This is a genomic window from Streptococcus phocae (assembly GCF_001302265.1).
Taxonomy (GTDB): domain Bacteria; phylum Bacillota; class Bacilli; order Lactobacillales; family Streptococcaceae; genus Streptococcus; species Streptococcus phocae.
In genome coordinates, this window is record NZ_LHQM01000044.1 from 1 (window position 1) to 20,922 (window position 20,922).

21 protein-coding genes are annotated in these 20,922 nt (G+C 40.3%); all 21 read right to left on the reverse strand.

The features are described from left to right. Positions 1-59 precede the first annotated feature (59 nt). The gene (gene fusA / locus AKK44_RS07570) at positions 60-2,138 is read right to left on the reverse strand and encodes an elongation factor G (RefSeq protein WP_037595560.1); all 2,079 of its coding nucleotides are present in this window, start codon (positions 2,136-2,138) and stop codon (positions 60-62) included. Positions 2,139-2,274: 136 nt separating this feature from the next. Next, positions 2,275-2,745 carry a 30S ribosomal protein S7 gene (gene rpsG / locus AKK44_RS07575; RefSeq protein ID WP_037595562.1) on the reverse strand — a complete coding sequence of 157 codons (471 nt, stop codon included), beginning with the start codon at positions 2,743-2,745 and terminating at the stop codon, positions 2,275-2,277. A gap of 20 nt (positions 2,746-2,765) precedes the next feature. Then, positions 2,766-3,179, reverse strand: a complete 414-nt coding sequence (rpsL, locus tag AKK44_RS07580) for a 30S ribosomal protein S12 (protein ID WP_037595563.1) — start codon at positions 3,177-3,179, stop codon at positions 2,766-2,768. A gap of 190 nt (positions 3,180-3,369) precedes the next feature. After that, the gene (locus tag AKK44_RS07585) at positions 3,370-5,940 is read right to left on the reverse strand and encodes an SEC10/PgrA surface exclusion domain-containing protein (RefSeq protein WP_054279185.1); all 2,571 of its coding nucleotides are present in this window, start codon (positions 5,938-5,940) and stop codon (positions 3,370-3,372) included. Positions 5,941-5,993: 53 nt separating this feature from the next. Further along, positions 5,994-6,809 carry a pur operon repressor gene (purR, locus tag AKK44_RS07590; RefSeq protein ID WP_054279186.1) on the reverse strand — a complete coding sequence of 272 codons (816 nt, stop codon included), beginning with the start codon at positions 6,807-6,809 and terminating at the stop codon, positions 5,994-5,996. 97 nt (positions 6,810-6,906) lie between these two features. After that, positions 6,907-7,845, reverse strand: coding sequence for a 3'-5' exoribonuclease YhaM family protein (locus AKK44_RS07595; RefSeq protein ID WP_054279187.1), 939 nt, complete (start codon positions 7,843-7,845; stop codon positions 6,907-6,909). After that, on the reverse strand, positions 7,835-9,106 hold the full coding sequence (locus AKK44_RS07600; RefSeq protein WP_054279188.1) for a DNA recombination protein RmuC: 1,272 nt from the start codon (positions 9,104-9,106) through the stop codon (positions 7,835-7,837). The genes AKK44_RS07595 and AKK44_RS07600 overlap by 11 nt, the downstream gene beginning before the upstream one ends. A 1-nt stretch (position 9,107) precedes the next feature. Then, the gene (locus AKK44_RS07605; protein ID WP_054279189.1) at positions 9,108-9,740 is read right to left on the reverse strand and encodes a thiamine diphosphokinase; all 633 of its coding nucleotides are present in this window, start codon (positions 9,738-9,740) and stop codon (positions 9,108-9,110) included. Next, a complete protein-coding gene (rpe, locus tag AKK44_RS07610; RefSeq protein ID WP_054279190.1) occupies positions 9,733-10,395 on the reverse strand; it encodes a ribulose-phosphate 3-epimerase in 663 nt (220 codons plus the stop codon). The genes AKK44_RS07605 and rpe overlap by 8 nt, the downstream gene beginning before the upstream one ends. Before the next feature lie 8 nt (positions 10,396-10,403). Then, positions 10,404-11,276, reverse strand: a complete 873-nt coding sequence (rsgA, locus tag AKK44_RS07615) for a ribosome small subunit-dependent GTPase A (RefSeq protein WP_054279191.1) — start codon at positions 11,274-11,276, stop codon at positions 10,404-10,406. Positions 11,277-11,433: 157 nt separating this feature from the next. Then, positions 11,434-12,306, reverse strand: coding sequence for a 16S rRNA (adenine(1518)-N(6)/adenine(1519)-N(6))-dimethyltransferase RsmA (gene rsmA, locus AKK44_RS07620; RefSeq protein WP_037595577.1), 873 nt, complete (start codon positions 12,304-12,306; stop codon positions 11,434-11,436). Between the two features lie 17 nt (positions 12,307-12,323). Beyond that, the gene (gene rnmV, locus AKK44_RS07625) at positions 12,324-12,917 is read right to left on the reverse strand and encodes a ribonuclease M5 (protein WP_054279192.1); all 594 of its coding nucleotides are present in this window, start codon (positions 12,915-12,917) and stop codon (positions 12,324-12,326) included. Beyond that, the gene (locus tag AKK44_RS07630) at positions 12,889-13,680 is read right to left on the reverse strand and encodes a TatD family hydrolase (RefSeq protein ID WP_054279193.1); all 792 of its coding nucleotides are present in this window, start codon (positions 13,678-13,680) and stop codon (positions 12,889-12,891) included. The genes rnmV and AKK44_RS07630 overlap by 29 nt, the downstream gene beginning before the upstream one ends. 140 nt (positions 13,681-13,820) lie before the next feature. Next, positions 13,821-14,555, reverse strand: coding sequence for an N-acetylmannosamine-6-phosphate 2-epimerase (locus AKK44_RS07635; RefSeq protein ID WP_054279194.1), 735 nt, complete (start codon positions 14,553-14,555; stop codon positions 13,821-13,823). A gap of 197 nt (positions 14,556-14,752) precedes the next feature. After that, a complete protein-coding gene (rpmH, locus tag AKK44_RS07640) occupies positions 14,753-14,887 on the reverse strand; it encodes a 50S ribosomal protein L34 (protein WP_002885866.1) in 135 nt (44 codons plus the stop codon). A 197-nt stretch (positions 14,888-15,084) separates the two neighbouring features. Beyond that, complete coding sequence (gene jag / locus AKK44_RS07645) at positions 15,085-15,984, reverse strand: RNA-binding cell elongation regulator Jag/EloR (RefSeq protein WP_054279195.1); 900 nt, start codon at positions 15,982-15,984, stop codon at positions 15,085-15,087. Between the two features lie 11 nt (positions 15,985-15,995). Beyond that, a complete protein-coding gene (locus tag AKK44_RS07650) occupies positions 15,996-16,823 on the reverse strand; it encodes a YidC/Oxa1 family membrane protein insertase (RefSeq protein ID WP_152911086.1) in 828 nt (275 codons plus the stop codon). Next, entirely contained in the window at positions 16,789-17,148 is a 360-nt protein-coding gene (gene rnpA, locus AKK44_RS07655) for a ribonuclease P protein component (protein ID WP_054279197.1), read from the reverse strand. The genes AKK44_RS07650 and rnpA overlap by 35 nt, the downstream gene beginning before the upstream one ends. A gap of 411 nt (positions 17,149-17,559) precedes the next feature. After that, positions 17,560-18,306, reverse strand: a complete 747-nt coding sequence (locus AKK44_RS07660) for a response regulator transcription factor (RefSeq protein ID WP_082385615.1) — start codon at positions 18,304-18,306, stop codon at positions 17,560-17,562. Between the two features lie 3 nt (positions 18,307-18,309). Then, entirely contained in the window at positions 18,310-19,617 is a 1,308-nt protein-coding gene (locus AKK44_RS07665; protein WP_054279198.1) for a sensor histidine kinase, read from the reverse strand. After that, complete coding sequence (locus AKK44_RS07670) at positions 19,607-20,911, reverse strand: GHKL domain-containing protein (RefSeq protein WP_054279212.1); 1,305 nt, start codon at positions 20,909-20,911, stop codon at positions 19,607-19,609. Before AKK44_RS07670 ends, AKK44_RS07665 begins: the two co-directional genes overlap by 11 nt. Positions 20,912-20,922 lie beyond the last annotated feature (11 nt).

Sequence of the window (20,922 nt, forward strand, 5' to 3'; positions counted from 1 at the left end):
CTACAGTTGACAATGAGCCCTTAAAAAGAGCAGGAAAAACCTGCTCTTTTAGCTGTGGCTTATTCGCCTTTATTTTTCTTGATGATTTCTTCTTGAACTGATTTAGGAACATCTTCATAGTGGTCAAATACCATCATGAAGGTACCACGTCCTTGAGTTGCAGAACGAAGAACAGTTGCATATCCAAACATTTCAGCAAGTGGTACAAAGGCACGAACGATTTGGCTGTTACCATGCGCTTCCATACCATCAACACGTCCACGACGAGCTGTTACGTGTCCCATAACATCTCCAAGATTGTCTTCTGGAGCTGTAATTGTAACAAGCATCATTGGCTCAAGGATAGCTGGTTTTGCTGATTTAGCTGCTTCTTTAAGTGCAAGAGATGCTGCGATCTTGAAGGCTGTCTCAGATGAGTCGACATCATGGTATGAACCATCGTAAAGTTTTGCTTTAACGTCAACCATTGGGTATCCTGCAAGGACACCATTAGACATTGACTCAACAAGTCCTTTTTCAACAGCAGGGATAAATTCACGAGGAACTACACCACCGACGATAGCGTTTTCGAATTCGAAACCTTTACCTTCTTCATTTGGAGTAAATTCAATCCAAACGTCACCGAATTGACCTTTACCACCAGATTGGCGTTTGAAGAAACCACGAGCTTGTGTTGAAGCACGGAATGTTTCACGGTAAGATACTTGAGGAGCACCTACATTAGCGTCAACTTTGAACTCACGACGCATACGGTCTACAAGAACGTCCAAGTGAAGCTCACCCATACCAGCGATAACAGTTTCACCAGTTTCAACGTTTGTTTCAACGCGGAATGTTGGATCTTCTTCAGCCAGTTTTTGAAGGGCAACACCCATCTTGTCTTGGTCTGCTTTAGATTTTGGTTCAACCATCAATTGGATAACTGGTTCTGGAACTTCAATTGACTCAAGAATAACTCTTGCTTTCTCATCTGTCAATGAGTCACCAGTAGTTGTGTCTTTTAATCCAACAGCAGCAGCAATATCACCAGAGTAAACTGTTTCAATTTCTTGACGGCTGTTAGCGTGCATTTGAAGGATACGTCCGATACGCTCACGTTTACCTTTTGAAGTATTCATTACGTATGAACCGCTGTTAAGAACACCTGAGTAAACACGGAAGAATGTCAAACGACCTACAAACGGGTCTGTCATGATCTTGAAGGCAAGCGCTGCAAATGGTGCTTCGTCTGATGCTGGACGCTCTTCTTCTTCTTCTGTTACTGGGTTGATCCCTTTGATTGCAGGAATGTCAAGTGGGCTTGGAAGGTATGCAATAACAGCATCAAGCATCAATTGAACACCCTTGTTTTTGAAGGCAGATCCACAAAGAACTGGGAAAAATTCAACGTTGATTGTCGCTTGGCGAATACCAGCAATCAATTCTTCAGTTGTGATTTCTTCACCTTCAAGGTATTTCATCATCAACTCTTCGTTAGTTTCAGCAACCGCTTCGATTAGTTTTTCACGGTATTCTTGTGCTTGTTCTAAGTATTCTTCTGGAATATCTTCTTCGCGGATATCTGTACCAAGGTCATTCGTATAGATTTCAGCTTTCATTTTAATCAAGTCAATGATTCCAGTAAAGTCATCCTCAGCACCGATTGGCAACTGAATAGGATGCGCATTCGCTTGAAGACGGTCATGAAGTGTGCTAACTGAGTAAAGGAAGTCAGCACCGATTTTATCCATTTTATTAGCAAAAACGATACGAGGAACACCATACTCAGTTGCTTGGCGCCAAACTGTTTCAGTTTGAGGCTCAACACCTGATTGAGAGTCAAGAACGGTTACCGCACCATCCAAAACACGTAGAGAACGTTGTACTTCAATAGTGAAGTCCACGTGACCTGGTGTGTCGATGATGTTAACACGGTGTCCATCCCATTGTGCAGTTGTTGCTGCAGATGTGATAGTGATTCCACGCTCTTGTTCTTGTTCCATCCAATCCATTTGAGAAGCACCTTCATGTGTTTCTCCAATTTTATGGATTTTACCAGTGTAATAAAGGATACGCTCTGTAGTTGTTGTTTTACCAGCATCGACGTGAGCCATGATACCGATATTACGAGTTTTTGCTAGTGAAAATTCGCGAGCCATTAGGTTTTTTCTCCTATTTTTTTATTTCTATCTTATTATAGCACTATTTAGAAAAAACGGATAGGCAGGACCTACCCGTTCACACTTTTATTAGGCTATTGTTTCATTCCTTTGAAAAGCAATTATAAATTGCAGATTACCAACGGAAGTGAGCAAAGGCACGGTTCGCCTCAGCCATTTTGTGAGTGTCTTCACGTTTTTTAACTGAAGCACCAGTGTTATTAGCGGCATCCATGATTTCTTTTGCAAGACGATCTTTCATAGTGTGTTCACCACGAGAACGTGATGCATTAACTAACCAACGTAGTCCAAGTGTTGTACGACGTTCTGGACGAACTTCAACTGGAACTTGGTAGTTAGAACCACCAACACGGCGTGCACGTACTTCAAGTACAGGCATGATGTTATCCATAGCTGTCTCAAATACTTCAAGAGCATCAGTACCTGTTGCTTCTTTGATTGCGTTGAAAGCATCATAAACAATTGTTGATGCTGTACCACGTTTACCGTCAAGCATAACACGGTTGATAAGACGTGTTACGATCTTTGAGTTATACAATGGATCTGGTAATACTTCGCGCTTAGGCGCTTGATTTTTACGACTCATTTTTTCTTATCCCCCTTCTATTATCCTTTTGGACGTTTCGCACCGTATTTAGAACGGCCTTGTTTACGATCAGCAACACCTGCAGTATCAAGTGCTCCACGAACGATATGGTAACGTACCCCTGGAAGGTCTTTTACACGACCACCACGGATAAGGACAACACTATGCTCTTGCAAGTTATGTCCGATACCTGGGATATAAGCTGTTACTTCGATAAGGTTGCTCAAACGTACACGAGCGAATTTACGAAGGGCAGAGTTAGGTTTCTTAGGAGTCATTGTTCCAACACGAGTTGCAACACCACGTTTTTGTGGTGCAGAAATCTTAGTGTGAACTTTTTTATGACTGTTGTAACCAATATTCAAAGCTGGTGAACCTGATTTTTCAATTTTAGATTTACGTGGTTTACGTACCAACTGGTTAATTGTAGGCATCTACATTTCTCCTGTAATATTTTAATTTTGGTTGATATGGCACTTGGTGACAGCCCATATCTGGTGCACTTTTTGCAACAATTGTCAGCACGTCTCTGTACACTTTTGAGAGACCAAAAGTAAAAAGTACCGTCTACTATGGTAACATAGCCGGTACTTTTTGTCAAATTAATTTTGATATTTTTCTTGTTTATTTCTTGTCTTTTCGAAGCTTAGCCCCAGCGATACCTACTGCTGCTAACATGACCACTCCTGCGGCTATAGCACGTTTGGTTGTCTCGTCAATACCAGAAGCATTCTTGCTTCCCATTTTGCTATCAGTTCCGTAAGTTTTGCTTGCAGATGCTGTTTCTTGAGGTTTTTCTGATAGGCTTGTCTTAGCTTTTGGTTTTTCAGGGGTTGACTCTGCCACTTGGCTTTCGATAGCTTTGACAACTTCTCCAGCAACTGGTTTTTCTACCTTAGCAGGTCGAATCTGTACATCAACAGGCGTATAATTCCTGTGGACCATTTGTGACGGAGTCGTTCTCGGACTAGGTGTTGGCAAGCTCACGTGTGGAGGTTGCTTTTCTTGCACAAGTGATTTCAATAGAATTAATTGTTGCTCTGTCGTTGCAATATTTGACTCTAGCCTTGCTTTTTGATCAGTCAGATTTTGCAAATTCGTTTTTGCACTTGCCAAATGAGCAAGAATTTCTTCAAGTGCTTTTTCTGACTGGGACACTTTTTCTTGAGCGATAGCAACACGATTAGGGTCCGTGTTAAAGGCAAGGAAATGTTCCAGCTGATTTTTTTTGGCTTCAAGGCTTGATACCTTGCTTTGTGCTTGTTCAGCAACTTTTTTAAGGTCATTTAAAACAACCTTTGATGACGCCAACTTGGCTAGCAAGTTGTCAAGTTCAGCTTTTAGTGTAGCATGATTTTTTTCAGCGGCTAGTTTTTGAGCTTGTAAGCCATCTTTTGTTTGAGCTAGGAGGTCAAGGCGTTTGTTTAGGTCTTTTGCAGTTGCTTTAGCTGTTTCCAATTTCTTTTGCAATTGGTTTACTTTTTCTTGAGCAACTTTTACTTGAGATTCCTCTGAAATGGCACTTAAACGTCCTTCTAATAACTGAATGGTTTCGTTTGTTTTAGCCATCTTAGCTTTTAGCCCTTGTGCTTTAGCAGAGTGATCGGTTAATTGGCCACTTGGTGACACTTGAACAGTGCTAAAGCGCGCACGATTAACAATATCAGACTCTGGGAAAATCACAAAATGCTCATTTAAAGATTGGACATTACTTGTTGAAACCCCTAGATAAACAGGAGCTGTAGGGTTTGTTTTGTCTGTACGCAAGAAGTTAACGGCATGCCCATAAGTGTTTCCGTGAAGGTTGTCTGTAAACAACATGTATTTAATGCTGTTATAAATGCCACGTTTAATACCGTTAACGGTATGGATGTCATTGAAAGCACCAATGTTTTCATACATATTGTCATCATTTTGGCGTAAGCCAACCTCTGTTGCAGAAGCTTCAATAATGGTTCTGTCATGAGGACCGATGCCATAGTGCCCAGAAACGCCTGGCTGTCCATAGACAAATGATGGGCGAATGCTTCCATGTGTTTGTTTGTAGCTAGTTGTTAATAAACGAGCAAACTCTTGCGACCCTTTTGTAACCACAACAGGGACCAAGCCAAACTGTTGACGAACAGAGTTAAGCATTTGAGCAGCAAACTGAGCCAGTTCATCTTGGACATCCTCAGAAAGATGGTCAGGATCAACCACTCTATTGATATCGCTAGGAATATCAACATACTGGTTAGTCTGGTTACCAGACTGAGCTCTTGAAACAATATCATTGACAACCTGATTATAATATCGGTTGTAACTTTCTGATCCGATATAACCACTTGCTGCAAGCTTTTGAAGCAAGTCAAATGGATAAGTTTCCGGCGCAATCATCTTGTTAGCTCCCGCTACATTTACTGTAGTGGTTGATGGGTTTTGTTCAAGAGCCTTTAATTCACTGTCAGTTCTAGCTAATTCTTTTTTATGGCTAGCTAAATCATTTTGCAACAACTCTTTGGCTAATGACTTAACTTTTTCAAGGTCGCTATTAGCGCTAGTCAGTTCAGCTGAAATGGTATTAACGAGTTCTGTAGCCGCTTTGGCATCAACAGAGACTGAATCAGGATTCACAGAGAGGTCATCAAGTGCTGATAAGTGTTGTGACGCTTCGGCAACTTTGTCAGCTAGGGCATTTGCTTCAGCAGTATTTACCGCAATCAATTTATCTTGTTTTGTAACATCAGCTTGCTTAGCTTGACTGTCTGAGATGGCTTGCTCCAAAGCTGTTGTTGTTGCAGCTAGCTCAGCCTGTGTTTGATCAACTATGACTGCCAAGTCCTCATCACTGATTGCCTTTGCTTCGTCTAAAACACTTTGAGCTTCTTCAAGCGTTTTAGTTTGCTCATCTTGATGGATTTCTAGTTGAGAGATTTCTTCTTGGGTTTCAGCAATAGTTGCCGTCACATCAGCTAATTCTTGTGTGTGTTTATGGAGCTGATTTTCTGTGTCTGCAACAGCTTTTTGAGCGTCTTCTAATGTCTCTGGCTTTTCAAGCTTGTCATCATTTGTATTCGTTTCTTTTGTTTCGGGTTTCTTCAAATCGTCGGCTTTAACATGATGCGATACACCAACGCTTGCGCTCAATAGGGCAATGGTTGATGTTAAAGCAATGGTATGTTTGACATGGTTTGACTTTGACGTTTCCAATTCCATTTTATTTTGCTCCTCTTGGTTATCTTCTACTTTATTTATTATGATGTTATCTCTTAGTTGTCAAAAATATTGCCTAACTCGACTACAACATTATTGTTTTTGACATCAATTTCTGAGACTTTGAGCAATGATTTGAACGTCATTTGCTCTCGTTCTGATTGCGCGTTCTCAGCAAACACCGCTACTCCAACGAGGGTGCTATCGAATTCTGACAGCAAACTCATCATGCCTGTGATGGTTCCGCCTCCTTTTAAGAAGTCATCAACAATCAAAACACGGCTGTTTGGCTTTAGACTACGTTTGGATAAAAACATTTTTTCGATACGGTCACTTGAGGCACTGGCATAGTTTACTGAAACCGTTGACCCTTCCGTGATTTTCAAGTCTCGCCTCACAATCACAAACGGCACGTTCAAGATGTTTGCAACGGCATTCGCCAAGGGAACCCCTTTTGTTGCAACTGTCATGACAGCATCAATCTGCTCACCTTTGAAAGCGTTCGCAATAATGCGCCCAATATTTTGCAAAATTTTAGGCGTGCTTAGTAAATCAGATAAATAAATGTAGCCACCTGGTAAAATGCGATTATTTTCTGAAAGACGTTGACACAGCTCTTCTACAATGGAGCGAGCCTCTGACTCGGAAATACTGGGCGTAAAAATAACCCCACCGCTGGCGCCAGTCAGGGTATCAATCTCTCCAATACTTGATTCTTCAAAGGCTTTTTTGATGATGGCGATGTCTTCTGAAATAGATGATTTAGCCGCCTCATACTTTGTCGCAAAAGTATTTAAACTTGTCAATTTATAGGGGTTGTTAATCAAATAATTAGAGATAACAACCATACGTTCACTTCGTCTTAATTTCATATTTTCCCCATTTTTGTGTACTTTACCATATTATAGCACAAAGTCAACAAAAAACGAACATTCGATTTTAAAAATGCTCATTTTTTTATATTTCGATTTAATAATTGGGCTTGTAAAATGATCGGTTGTCCATAGCAAAGACTCGATTTGTCATCTCACCTGCACCAACTCGGCTAAGAGCGGTTGACATCATCATCATATTGGCATCAATGTTATCAATTATGTGAATGATTTCGGCTTCCATGATCCGTGGACGAACAGGACTGCCATACTCTAGCTGGCCATGATGGCTCAAAATAACATGGCGCAACACGGTAACTTCTTCTTTGGTGTCTTCTATGCCCAGTTCTGCGATAGCTTTCGTGATTTCTTCATTAACCAAAGAGATATGCCCAATCAGATTTCCTCTGACCGTATATTCCGTGTTATCTGGACCCGTCAGTTCGATAACTTTGGCCAAATCATGAAGCATGATACCTGCAAACAGTAAACTCTTGTCAAGGATTGGATAGATGTCACCAATACTATCTGCCAACCGTACCATGGTAGCCGTGTGATAGGCTAAGCCTGCTTCGAAGGCATGATGGTTGGTCTTGGCGGCTGGATAAGTGAAAAATTCCTTGTCAAATTTACGATAGATTGCTCTAACAATTCGCTGCCAAGTGGCATTTTCAATTTTAAACATCATTTGCTCTAGGTATTCTCGAGCATCGGTGGCACTGACTGGTGATTTTTCCTTGAAATCCTTAGGATTGTTAGGCTCGCCTGGTCTGACATTTCTCAGAACAATCTGATTAACTTGGGGTGTTCCGTTATACACTTCGCGTCGACCTTTCATAAATACAATTTTGCCAGCAATATATTCTTCAATATTATAAGGTTTCACATCCCATAAATTTCCAGAAATCTCTCCTGTATCGTCTTGGAAGGTTAGGGCAATGAAATCTTTGCCCGACCTTGTTTTGCGAACCTCTGCTGATTTGATAAGGTAAAACCCTTCAAATAGCTGGTCCTTTTTCATTTGGTTAATTTTCATTTTTTTCCTCTTCTAACAAAGGCATGCTCAATAAGCTTTTGGTCGCCTTATCTTGGTAGGTTTCAACAGTATTCAGTGCGCGGACAATTGCATTTGTTCGTGTTGAAATAAGTTGGTCAAGCGTGTTATTGGCTGTGTTTAGTTGTTTTTGGGCTTTAGCCAACAAGCCTCCGAATTTGTCAAACTCTAACTTGACATTGCCTAGTATCTTGCTGATGTCATCAGCATTTTTTTGAATGTTAAGGGTCTTGAAACCAACAGACAAGGAATTGAGCAAGGCAGACAAGGTTGACGGACCAGCGACAACAATGTTTTCTTCACGGCGCAGGCTATCAAAGAAAGCCGCATTTCTCACAATTTCTGAGTAAAGACCCTCTGTCGGTAAAAACATAATCCCAAAATTAGTAGTTTCAGGAGGGTTTAAATACTTTTTATGAATATCCTTTGCAAAGCGTTTAATAGCTCCTAAAAGAGCTTTTCGACTGGCTTCAACTGCTAATTTGTCACCTGCTTCATAGGCTTCCTCAAGGCGATAATAGTCTTCTAATGGGAATTTGGAATCGATTGGGAGGTAAATGTAATCGCCTTGTCCATTTCCAGGAAGTTTGATAGCATACTCCACGCGCTCTGTTGACCCTGATACCGTTGCAAATTCTCTTTCGTACTGATTGGTTGTCATGATGTCTTCAATGATTTGACCTAATTGAAGCTCACCTAAGATACCTCTGGTCTTTGTATTGGATAATACCTTATTTAAGGTTCCGACATCTTTTGCTACGTTACGCATTTCACCCAGACCTTGATTAACGTTTTCAAGTTGTTTGGAGACGGTCGCAAATGAAGCTTGCAAGCGATTGTTAAGGGTTTCTTCTAATTTTTCTTCAACGGTGTGGCGCATTTCTTCTAAGCGTTTTTCGTTAGATTCTTGCATGCTCTTGACCGATTGGCTAAGTTGTTGATTGATTAATTCCAAACGCTGATCAGATCGGTCGCGTGTTTCTGAGAGACTTTGGTGTAAAACATCTCGAAGATCCGTCAACTGCTGAAACAACTCTTTTTGATAGCTGTTCATGAGTTGAGACAGTTCCATTAACTGTGTCTTATTAGACATTTCCGATTGGTAGGTCAACTGATCTGACAGATGGTCTTCGTGAGCCTCCAAATTTTTTTGAAGCTGTGCTTGTAGAGTTTTCATTGACATCAAGCTAAAAAAAGACAAACCAATAAGAACAAGTAGGGCAAACAAGAAAAATATTTCCATCTTAACTCCGATCTTTACTTTGGATAATCACTAAGTATCCTGTTGGCACACATACTGTTATAGGCGATTGGTTAAATTCATTGCTCGAGTAGACTTTCTTTTTAAAAAAAGTTTCCGCAGTTAGATCAAACTTGGCGCCTGTAATCACTAGGTCAGCATCATCTGAGGTCATAAAAGCCACATAAGCCATTTCCTTTTCCTGATGAATCACATGAGTCCCCTTCGGGCGATAACTCACACTGTTCTGCTGATCACGCAAGGTCATTTGCGACATGAAAGGTGCCAATTCTGGGTCACTTGGTAAAAAAATATTTGACAACGTGTGGTCCAATCGCCCTCCAAAAGCTCCAAAAATCGTCACTTGGGCATTAGGAAATTGCTTAAAAACCACTTTTAAGGCCAATTCTGTGTCTGTGTCATTTTTTTGGCGTGACGCTGTGATGATTTGCTCTGCTTTTTGCTTAATCGTGGCAAACTCTGACTCTGAAACCGAATCAAAATCTCCGACAGCCAGATTCAATGGAAGGTCTTGTTGTACCAAAAATAGACTTCCTCTGTCAATACCAACAAAAAAATCAAAATCAGGGGTAAAAAATGATAAATCCCCGCCTGAAAAAAGGGCAACCTTAGTCATTCAAAGCCTTCCTCAAAGTTTGTACCTGACTCACCAAATCATCTGCTTTAAATAGGTAAGAACCAGCTACAAAAACATTTGCTCCCGCCTTGTAACAAGCATTAATCGTTTTATCATCAACGCCACCGTCAACTTCGATGTCAAAGGACAAGCCTTTTTCTGATCGCATTTTTGCCACAAGTGCTACTTTTTCCAAACACTCTGGAATAAATGCCTGACCTCCAAAGCCAGGATTCACCGTCATGATTAGCACTTGATCAGCTAAAGATAGGACTGGTTCTATCGCTGATACTGGTGTCCCAGGGTTTATCACGATACCTGCTTTCATCCCAGCAGCTTTGATTTTTTGCAGGGCACCGTGGCTGTGCAAGGTACTTTCGACGTGTATGGTCATGATATCTGCACCAGCTTGGGCATAAGCGTCTACATATCTCTCGGGATTAACAACCATCAAGTGACAATCAAATACTAATTTGCTATGTTTTCGCATGCTAGCGACCACATCTGCTCCGAAACTAATGTTTGGCACAAACTGACCATCCATGATATCAATGTGAACGTACTCAGCATCTGTTTGCTCAATGCGCGCTAGTTCATTAGCAAAGTTAGCATAATCTGCTGCCAAAATCGATGGTGCAATTTTAAGTGATGACATGTGTAGACCTACTTTCTTTTGGTGACTTTTTTATATGTTTCTCTGCGATTTTCAATCTCGCTGAGAAATTGGAGATAATTGTGATAGCGAACTGGCCATAGAGCGCCTTTCTCAAGTGCTGCTTTTACAGCACATTTCGGCTCATGCGTGTGTGTGCAAGACCTGAACTTGCAATCATGACTCAAGTGACGTAATTCAGGAAAAGCTTCATTGAGGTCTTCTGCATTATCAATCTCATAATCAAGAGATGAAAAACCTGGCGTGTCAGCGATTTTACCACCATGAGTATTGTAAAAACTAACTGCACGAGTGGTATGACGACCTCGTCCTAGGCTGTCTGAGATTTTCCCTGTTTCTAGATGCAAACCTGGAGCAATCTGATTCAGTAACGTCGATTTTCCAACCCCTGTTTGCCCCATAAAAACGGTCGTCTTGTCTTCTAAAAGAGGAATTAAATCGTCTAAACTCGTCACAAAATCATATCCAATGTCACGATAATGACTACCAATATTTTCGATGGTTTCTGACCGCTCTAGAAGATCCATCTTGGAAATATAAATAACAGGATGAATGGACTTGTGTTCCAATAAAATCAGAAAGCGGTCCAACAGATTACTATTGAAGTCCGGTTCCTTGGCAGACATAACAACCACCGCTTGGTCAATGTTGACAATGGGGGGCCGAACCAGGCTATTTTTGCGTTCATGAATTGCCAAAATGTAGCCTTCTGAATTGTCTTCAGCTGAAAATTCAACTAAGTCACCCACAAAAGGCGTCTGGCCACTATTTCTAAAGTTGCCACGCGCGCGTGTCTGATAAACTTTTCCTTCTGACTCAACATAATAAAAGCCAGCCAGGGATTTAATAATTTTGCCTTGCAAGTGAACTCCTTAAACGTTTCTATTTAATGCTATTATATCAGAAAATGCATCTCGATTCAGCACTTTAGCCCAATATCACCAAAAGAAGCACACTAAAGCCATCATAAAAAAGCTTAGCATAACTGCTAAGCCCTGATGTTTTGAAGAAAATAGCTTTTTATATTCCTGCTTCTTTCAAGGCATCTGCCAATTTGCCATATTCAGCAATGCTCAAGGCTTCGCCTCGAATAGAAGGTTTAATCTCAGCAAGCTCTAGTGCTTTTTCTAACTTTTCTTTGACGTCTGGGGTTTTTCCAAAATGGCTAATGAGATTATTCCAAAGGGTTTTTCGGCGATGCACAAATCCCACTTTGGCAACTCGGAAAAAGAAATCCTCGTCTTGAACCGTAATTAATGGTTGGTCGCGACGAACCATTTTTAAAATGGCGGAATCAACATTTGGCGCGGGAACAAAAACTGTTCGTGGCACAATAAAGGACACTTTTGCAGTCATGTAGTATTGCACAGCAATAGATAAAGAACCGTATGATTTAGTGTTGGGTTGGGCAGAAATGCGATCAGCAACTTCTTTTTGCATCATGACCACAAATTCTTGAAAAGGAATGTTGCTTTCAATCAAGTGCATAAGAATAGGTGTCGTGATGTAGTAAGGCAAATTAGCAACCACCTTGATGGGAAGGTCTGGATTTTTGAATTGCTTAATCTGTGTTTGTAAATCAGCCTTTAAAATATCTTGGTTAATGACTTGAACATTATCAAAATCACGAAGGGTATCTGCTAAAATCGGTACCAATCGGTCATCAATTTCAAAGGCCATGACTTCTGCAGCATTTTCTGCTAAAAATTCAGTCAAAGCTCCAATTCCTGGACCAATTTCAATAACATTAACTGTTCTGTCAATCTCAGCAGTGTCAACAATTTTTTGCAAAATATTAGTATCGGTCAAAAAGTTCTGACCAAAAGATTTTTTAAAGGTAAAGCCGTGACGGTCAAGGACAGCCTTGGTCACGCTATAATCTGCAATTCTCATAAATGTCTCGTTTCTTTTTATAACTTGTCGTAATATTGCATGGCATCTTCAATTTCGGCTAACGTTATGCCAAATAATTCCAATCGTTTCAGCAGTTGCTTGCCATTGCTGTAACCAATACGAAGAGCTTCTCCCAAATATTCTCGACGTTTACGACTATCTGTCGCCATGACTAATCCTAAACGGACCAAATCACTTGGTGTAATGTCAAAATAATTTTCGTCTTCAAAATGTTGAGTAACTTTAGATAACGCTTTTTGCAAATCCGCAAAGCTAGCGTGCTCTACCCCCAAAGACCGTCCCTTGCTTTTAGAGCTTGGCGTAGCCTCATGACGATTTAAAAAAGCATGGCGAGCAGTTGGCACAGCTGCCATAATCATCTTGCGAATGCGTTCACCATTATAATCGGGATCGGTAAACACAATCACACCACGCAAGTCATTGAGCCGTCCAATCCTCTCTAAATCCTCATCCGTAATGGCAGAACCTCTGGTTTCATAGGTATCCACATCGTAAAAACGATGCAAGTTAGCAGTGTCATCCTTACCTTCAACAACAATCACTTCTTGAATTTTTAGTTTCTCAGTCAATCTGGAACACCTTCTTTGCAGTTGCAGTAGTCATTGCCGCCACGTCTTCTACAGATAGCCCGCGCAACTCTGCAATTTTATCAACCACATATCGGGTATAAGCTGTGCGATTTTCTCTGCCTCGTTTTGGCACTGGAGCCAAGTATGGCGCATCTGTTTCTACTAAAATCTTATCTAGTGGTAATTGCTGCGCTACTTCTTGAAGTTCTGTCGCTTTTTTAAACGTCACCACTCCTGAAAAAGAGATAAACATTCCCAAATCTATAAATTTTCGAGCCATATCAATCGGTCCCGAATACGAGTGCATAATACCTCCACGTGGACCTACGCCAACTTCTTTGAGGACCTCGTAAGTGTCTTCAAGAGCGTCACGCGTGTGAACGACAAAAGGCAAGTCATGCTCTTTAGCCAACTGAATTTGGCGCTTAAAGACTGCTACTTGGACATCTTTAGGGTCTTCCATCCAATGATAGTCTAAACCAATTTCGCCTAAGGCTACTACCTTAGGGTGAGAGAGGTAAGAAACGATGTTATCCTCAACGGCTTGATTATAAGAGCCCGCCTCGGTTGGATGCCAGCCAATAGTCGCATAAACATTGGGGTATTGTTCTGCTAAGATCATAGCCTCATCAATTGTTGCGTGATCAAAACCAACCACGTTGTGGTAGCTGACCCCCATCTCCTGAGCTAAAGCCAATTCTTCAGCGACTTTTCCTTTAAAATTATCCACATTTAAGTGGGTGTGTGTGTCAAAAATACTGACGTCTTTTACTTCATCTATCATAGCCCTATTATAACATAAAGACCTGCTTATCTGAAAAAACTTGAAAAACAAGTATTTTAGAAACAAATGCCCGAGATCTTCTGCTAGAGAAAATTAGGGCAAGTTGTGATTTTCAATCCCAACCGCAAGATGGCTTTTCATTAGTCCCTATGAGCAAGTGAGTTTTCTCCCTCAGCCTTTAAGGCTTTGACAAAACGCTCTGCAATTTCTTTAGGTCTCGTAATTGCGCCACCAACAACAATCCCTGCAACACCTAGGTCATTAATCTGTCTTGCTTCTTTTGGAGAATGAATCCTTCCTTCAGCAATAACTGCCACACCTTCTTGGCACAAGGCAGTTATCAAGTCTAAATCAGGTCCCTCAAGCTTTTGACTATAAGAGGTATAGCCTGATAAGGTCGTTCCAACAAAATCAATGCCCGCTCGGTGCGCGATCATGCCTTCTTCGAAGGTGCTAACATCTGCCATCAGCAATTGGTTGGGGTATTTTTCTTTAATCTTGTGGATAAATTGGGTAATATCTAGTCCATCATGGCGCTTGCGCTGTGTGGCATCTAAGGCAATAACAGCAATCCCTAAGGCTGCCAATTGATCGACCTCAGCCATTGTTGGGGTGATAAAGGGCTCTTGAGGGGGATAGTCTGTCTTGATGATACCAATGATGGGCAGTTCTGTTACCGCCTGTATTTCTTTGATATCACGAACACCATTCGCCCTAATCCCAACGGCTCCTGCTTCTTGAGCCGCCTTTGCCATTAAGGGCATCACGCCACCAGCTTCTGAATAAAGAGGCTCTCCAGGCAAGGCTTGGCACGAAACAATAAGCCCTCCCTTGATTTGCTTCATCAATTCTTCCTTGGATTGATTATTAGTCATATGCGTTACTCCTTTGTTACTTGCTTTTGAAAGAGATTTTCCTTCTTATTATATCAATAAATAAACTGTTTTAAAGAGATGACCTGTTTTCAAGATTGATTTACAACTAAAAAAAGTGCAGCCATTCTAGATTTAGACGCAAAAAAACCAAAAGCCTCGAGCACTTTTGGTTTTGCTTTATGTTGTATTCTTTGCAATTAAGCTGATAATACTTTACGTCCTTTACGACGACGAGCTGCAAGCACGCGACGTCCGTTTTTAGTTGACATACGGTGACGGAATCCGTGTTTACGTTGACGACGGATTTTACTTGGTTGATAAGTACGTTTCACAGTGAATACCTCCTCATAGATTTTCGTATTCGTTTAGCCGGCTACTTGTGATATCAGTTACTAAACATACTTTAATAGTATATAACAATGGCCTGAAGCTGTCAAGGTTTATTTTTATTTTTCGCTTATTTCCCGCTATAAAGCGCATAGCTCTGAGCACAAACGCCCTTAGCTTAAGCTAAGGGCGTTTAAACAATCTAGCGTTGTAGGCTGATAACCACGTAGCGATTAGGGTCATTGCCTTCTGAAAAGCTTTCGACTCCCTCAATAGCTGAAATTGTTTTGTGGACAATTTTTCGTTCGCTGTTACTCATGGGATCCATGGTGTAGTCATTACCTGACTCTAGCACACGCTTTGCTACTTTTTGTGTGAAATCAATCAAGGTTTCTGTACGATGTTCAACGTAATCATGGACATTCAAAGACACTGAAAAATTCTTAGAGTAGCGATCGTGCAAAAAGTTTTGCGCTAAAAGCTGAAGTGATTTTAACACTTTGCCATGGTAGCCAATCACGCGCCCAGCTTCTGGGGTTTCGATTTGCAGATTAATTTGCCTGCGGTTGTTGCTTCTTTCAATGCTGGCTTCAATATCCATTTCATAAATTATCTTAGTAACATAGTCAGAAACGTCTTGAGATGCTTTTTCGATGTCTTTACTTACCGTGTTTTCGACTGGAGCTTCGTGGTTTTCTTGGTCAGCAACCTGAGTCTCAAGAACCTCTGCCTCTGGCAAATGCTTTTCTACCTTTACTGGTTCAGTTGGTTTGTCCTCAGGAGCTTTTTGCTCACTAGGGGCAGTAGCAGTTGTTTCAGTAAGAGTTTTCTCATTGTTAATTTCTTCGTCAGGATTGATCACTGGCGCATTTTGACGATTGATGTCCTCTGGGACACCACGGACTGCTTTTTTATCAGCCTTATACACCGTTTTTTCATTGATGCCTTCGATATCAACCTGAGCTGGCTTTTTACCAAATCCAAAAAAACCCTTTTTTTCTTTTGAAATCACTTTGATGTGTGCTTTCAAACGAGATAGTCCTAATTCCTCAAGGCCTTTTTCAATAGCCTCTTCAACAGTTTTACCTGTAAATAATACCATAACCTAAACTCCTATTTTCTCTTCAATGCTTTTTTTCGAGCGCGACGTTCACGGGCGCGACGTTCTTTTTCTTCGTTTTCTAGGCGTCGTCTTTCAGCAATGGTTTTAAACGGATTGTTCAAAAGCAAGAGCTGCAACACTTGAAAGGCGTTAGACACAGACCAGTAGAGCACCACCCCACTAGCTAAGTTTAGTCCCATGACAAAAATCATCAAGGGCATCAAATATATCATAACAGTCATCATGGTGTTTTTTTCTTTAACTGCAAGATTTGTCAACCAAGAGGACAAGAAAGTGAACAGAGCTGCTAAAATTGGCAATAAAAAGAGGTGGTCATGTTGCGCAAGCTCAACCCACAAGAAGGTTCCTGTTCTTAAAAAAGGCACTCGTGACAGCGCTTGAAACAAAGCTAACATCACCGGCATTTGAATCACCAGCGGAAGCAAGCTAGCATAAGGATTGACCCCGTGCTTTTTGTACAGGGCTTGACTTTCTTCGGCTAGCTTCATACGTGTTTCACTGTCTTTAGACGAATAGGCTTTTTGCAGTCGTTTCAATTCTGGCTGTATGGCTTGCATTTTTTGGGTTGATTTGATCTGTATATTAAACAGAGGCATTAAAATCAGTCGAATCAATAGGGTAAATAAAATAATCCCCACACCGATAGAGCCATCAAACGATAACCATTGAATGGCCTTTGCAAATAGGTAAACCAGTTTGTCCCAACTACCAGCAGACTGGGCGGTGACTTCGCCGCGTCCACACGCAACCAATACAAACATCAGAGGCACTAAACCTGCTATTTTAATTTTTTTCTTCACTTTCAAAACCTTTCTCAAGCAATGTTGCCAATTTTAACACATGGTGTAAATTTTGTGTGATTTCTTGGAATGTCAAATTCTCAACCCCTTTGCGGGCAATGATGACAAAGTCATCAGGTTTGAGATGATCTCCCAACGCCAGAAGCACATGGCGTATCTGGCGTTTAACAGCGTTTCGTGTAACAGCATTTCCGATTTTTTTACCAACCGAAATGCCTACACGAAAGTGTTTTTGCTCTTTTTCCAAATGATAAATGACAAATTTTCGATTTGCCGTGCTTTTTCCTGCTTTAAAAATCGCTCGGAAATCCTGTTCACGCTTGACACGATAGGTCTTCTTCAAAACTTAACTCCAATATCTAAATTATTACCATTATACCATAAAAAACAAAAAAGCCTCAACCCTTAGAAATTAAGCCCTTTTATTCATCACTATCCCTTTTTAAGGGCATAAAAAAATAAAGCCCAGCAAGTGAGCTCTATCTTTACTGACTATATAATCAGTGAATGTGATATCCAAACAAAGACAACCGAAACAATCATTCCAAACACTAAGTAGCCATATCAAAAAATACTATTTGTTTATGGAGAGAGAGAGAGAAAACAATATTTTAATGAATTGGGGATTGACTACTCAACAAACTGATAATTTAGTAAATCTTTATTTATATTAATTATTATAGCCTAAATCCCAAAAAAGAGATGGTTATTTCCTAAAATGTTGTTTTTTCATCCTAAAATGTCATCCATCTATTTATACCTTATGACAACTCTCCCATTTTTCGAAAAGACTCTTCATTTTCAAGCGAGATACCATACAAGAATCCCCATTTTCAAAATAAACCAACTGTTTAGACTTGTCAATACGCACCACATTTTCGAGGTTAACCAGATAAGAACGGTGGCACAAAAAGAGTTTTGGTGCCACTGCTTTGATATCAGACAAATTGCCATAAAACTCCAAGCGCTCGGTTTGCGTCCACAAGCATACCTTATGAGGAGTGGTGGCTGTTGCAAAATAAAGAATATCTTTGTAGGGGAGTTTGAGGCGGGTTTGGGACGTTTCAAACAAAAACATGTCCTGCGACTCACGACTAGACATCATGTCATAAGTGTAGCGGATGCATTCTTCTATTTGTTCTTTAAATTGTCGGCTATCAACAGCCTTATCAATAAAATCCAGAGCTGACACTTTGTATTTGAATGAGATGGGCGCAAACTCAGAATGCGTGGTCACAAAAACAATGACAGCGTTAGGGTCTTTTTGACGGATTTCTGCCGCCAACTCAAGCCCTCGACGCGACTCGTTCCGAATTTCAATGTCTAAAAAGTAAAGTTGGTGGTCTCCTCTTTCTTGGATACCATTGATTAATTTTTGAGGATTTGCAAAAGCTTCCAGCTGATTACATGGAATTTTGGTCTCCTCTAAGATTGATGTGATGACAGACTCAATTCTTGTTTGTTGTATGAAGTCGTCTTCAAGAATAAAAATGTTCATCATATTTTATCTCATTTCTAACATTTGTCTCAAACGGTAATGGTCACTTTTTGTCGAAAAAGTGACTTTAGGATAACTGTCTAAAATAGCTAAAAATCGTATTAAGCTCCTTTGTTCTGGTGTTTCTTGAACAACCTGATGATAGCTAAAATGCTTAGCGATATCAATGCGTTTTTGTCTAGTGCTATTTTCAATAATAAACAGTTGCTTGCCATCTTGCTTAAAGTAAGTCACTGACAGAAATGCCCTCCTGCTACCTTTAGCTGAGGAAATTGCCTGATCTATCAAGACCGTGAACAATACAACCAAATCCAGTAATTTAATAGGAATGTGGTCCATAACATCTGGAATCTCCACATACAAATCAATGCCTTCGTGCTGTGCTTCCAAGAGCTTAGAATTAATCAAACTACGAACAACCAAATCTTGAATGTTTTCCAATGAGGACACGTCAAAGCCCACCTGCTTCATCGAGGAGGCAGACTCTTGAACAACGGTCTGATAAACCTTCGTAATCTCTGCCAAGTCACCACTATCAATACTGTCTTTCAAGCTGATAAGAATATTTTCAGAGTCGTGCTTAACCGTGCGAATATCACGGTACAAATGCTCAATCTGCTGGTTGTAGGTCTCTAGATAACCAATGCGCTCGTCTTGAGCTAGCGCAATTTTCTGTGACAACTGATCTTTAGCGAAGCGGTCCAACTTGACAATTACGCCAATCAAAATGGTCAAATAAATAAAAATCAGGATGGAACGGTAGCGCACATACACGCCCAAAACATCGCTCTGCCGATTAACCAAAAAATGCACAAAAATATAGTAGAAACTCATGGCAAGGTTCATGCCAAAAACCCACTTTTTTAGTTTGTCTTCGCTAATAAAGCGAATCAAAGACAAATCAATAGCAAAAATGTAGTTAAACAGATAAAAGGCGGGTAAAACCAATAAGTGACAAAGCTCTAGTAATAGGAGGTTGTGATTAATCTGATCCACACTAAAACCTAAAACAGCCGATAAAAACAAGGAGCCAATAATACGAATCAGAAGTTCCACAACGATGATGGCAAAGAGCCCATTGAAAATATGTTCTGAAATCTTCTTTTGTGGGGCAAAAATAAAGCTAATGACAATAAAAAACAACTGATCAATAAGCACAAACTGGTCAAACACCAAGTTTGCCAGGGTAAAGACAAGTCCAAGAAATAAAAGTTTTTGCCAAGTCAGCGTGATCCCTGATATTTTTGAAAAAATGACCCAACTATCAATAAAAATAATAATATAGAAGAAAAAGATACCGTAACTAAGAACCATCATTTCCCTCCTGCTGTGATATGGTCAAGGTTTGACTAAATTGGTGGCGACTGCTCTTTGTAGCCAGTGATATGTTGGGGTATTTGGTTAAAATGCGTCGGGCATTCGACAGACCAATGCCTCTGCCACTTCCTTTTGACGAGTATCCCTCTTCAAAAAGTTTTGCAATGTCTAATTTTTCTTCCCTGGTGCTATTTGTGATGACAAAGACTTGTTGTTGCTCTAGTAAAAAATAAGCAATGGACATGCTGGGATTATCTGTCTCTAAGGCTGCTTCTCTTGCGTTGTCACAAAAAATCGACAGCAGTAGCAACAAGTCCAACTCAGCAATGTCTGTGTGCTCGATAACATCAGGCACTTCAAGACTTAGGCAAATACCTGCCTTTTCAGCACCGATAACCTTGGAGGACAAAAGACTTTTAATTGCTGAAAGCTTGATATTCCCCAACTTAGCAATATTATAGTGTTTGTCATCCCAGTAATCTGTAGCATCATGAAGGGTCTGTGCGTAAACGGCTTGGATGTCTCTGACAGAACCACTGTCAATGGCCTGACCTAACCTGTCTAGCCGATTGAGGTAGTCCATCTGAAAAACCCTGACGTCCTTATACAGTTTTTCCAGATGCTTGCCATACATTTCTAAGTTTGCCATATACCCTTGTTGTTCTTTTCTCAGCTCGGTTTTGAGGTATTCTTTAGATTTGTGATTAAAGTAAGACAACAAATAAATCAAAAGCAAGGTGAAGATTAAAAAGAGCAACTTGTAAGATGTAGGGACAACCATGGGATACTCAAAGTGAAGAAAAGGGTCTGTAAACCCTAAAATCATAAAAATATCAACATAGTAAGCAATCATGAAAATCAATAACACCAAGTAAACATTTCTTGATCTGACGGAATTATCATCATGGAAAATAATCCGATAATCTTCCCCTAAAAAATAATGAATTAAAGAAAAGCTTGGAAAAATCAATAAATACGCAATCAAATCAATCAGCATATGGTCAATGGTCAGGTGATGGGACGCAAATAAGTAGGGAATAATGATAATCTCAATAAAACGCGAGAACAAATCCACAAAAACACTCGGACCAAAAGCCAAAAAGAAAGTTTTTAGTCGAAAAATAGGAACTTTTTCGCATTTTAAAGCTAAGAAAAATAAAAAAGGGTCAATCATCAATGGGGACAAAGACGTGAATTGATTAAAAAAGAGGGCGATTGCTAATAAAAACAAACGTTTCCATACAGGTAATTTCAGCCCCGCTAGAGAGGAGAAAATCCTAATCTCTGTCATGTAATAAACAA

Bases quoted from the DNA above. Each gene is read 5' to 3' on its own strand.
- AKK44_RS07585 (WP_054279185.1), bottom strand. From the start codon at position 5,940: ATGGAATTGGAAACGTCAAAGTCAAACCATGTCAAACATACCATTGCT.
- AKK44_RS07660 (WP_082385615.1), bottom strand. From the start codon at position 18,306: ATGATGAACATTTTTATTCTTGAAGACGACTTCATACAACAAACAAGA.
- fusA (WP_037595560.1), bottom strand. From the start codon at position 2,138: ATGGCTCGCGAATTTTCACTAGCAAAAACTCGTAATATCGGTATCATG.
- purR (WP_054279186.1), bottom strand. From the start codon at position 6,809: ATGAAATTAAGACGAAGTGAACGTATGGTTGTTATCTCTAATTATTTG.
- AKK44_RS07630 (WP_054279193.1), bottom strand. From the start codon at position 13,680: ATGATAGATGAAGTAAAAGACGTCAGTATTTTTGACACACACACCCAC.
- rpsG (WP_037595562.1), bottom strand. From the start codon at position 2,745: ATGAGTCGTAAAAATCAAGCGCCTAAGCGCGAAGTATTACCAGATCCA.
- AKK44_RS07665 (WP_054279198.1), bottom strand. From the start codon at position 19,617: ATGGTTCTTAGTTACGGTATCTTTTTCTTCTATATTATTATTTTTATT.
- AKK44_RS07605 (WP_054279189.1), bottom strand. From the start codon at position 9,740: ATGACTAAGGTTGCCCTTTTTTCAGGCGGGGATTTATCATTTTTTACC.
- AKK44_RS07600 (WP_054279188.1), bottom strand. From the start codon at position 9,106: ATGGAAATATTTTTCTTGTTTGCCCTACTTGTTCTTATTGGTTTGTCT.
- rpsL (WP_037595563.1), bottom strand. From the start codon at position 3,179: ATGCCTACAATTAACCAGTTGGTACGTAAACCACGTAAATCTAAAATT.
- AKK44_RS07595 (WP_054279187.1), bottom strand. From the start codon at position 7,845: ATGAAAATTAACCAAATGAAAAAGGACCAGCTATTTGAAGGGTTTTAC.
- rsmA (WP_037595577.1), bottom strand. From the start codon at position 12,306: ATGAGAATTGCAGATTATAGCGTGACCAAGGCTGTCCTTGACCGTCAC.
- AKK44_RS07635 (WP_054279194.1), bottom strand. From the start codon at position 14,555: ATGACTAATAATCAATCCAAGGAAGAATTGATGAAGCAAATCAAGGGA.
- jag (WP_054279195.1), bottom strand. From the start codon at position 15,984: ATGGTATTATTTACAGGTAAAACTGTTGAAGAGGCTATTGAAAAAGGC.
- AKK44_RS07670 (WP_054279212.1), bottom strand. From the start codon at position 20,911: ATGACAGAGATTAGGATTTTCTCCTCTCTAGCGGGGCTGAAATTACCT.
- rpe (WP_054279190.1), bottom strand. From the start codon at position 10,395: ATGTCATCACTTAAAATTGCACCATCGATTTTGGCAGCAGATTATGCT.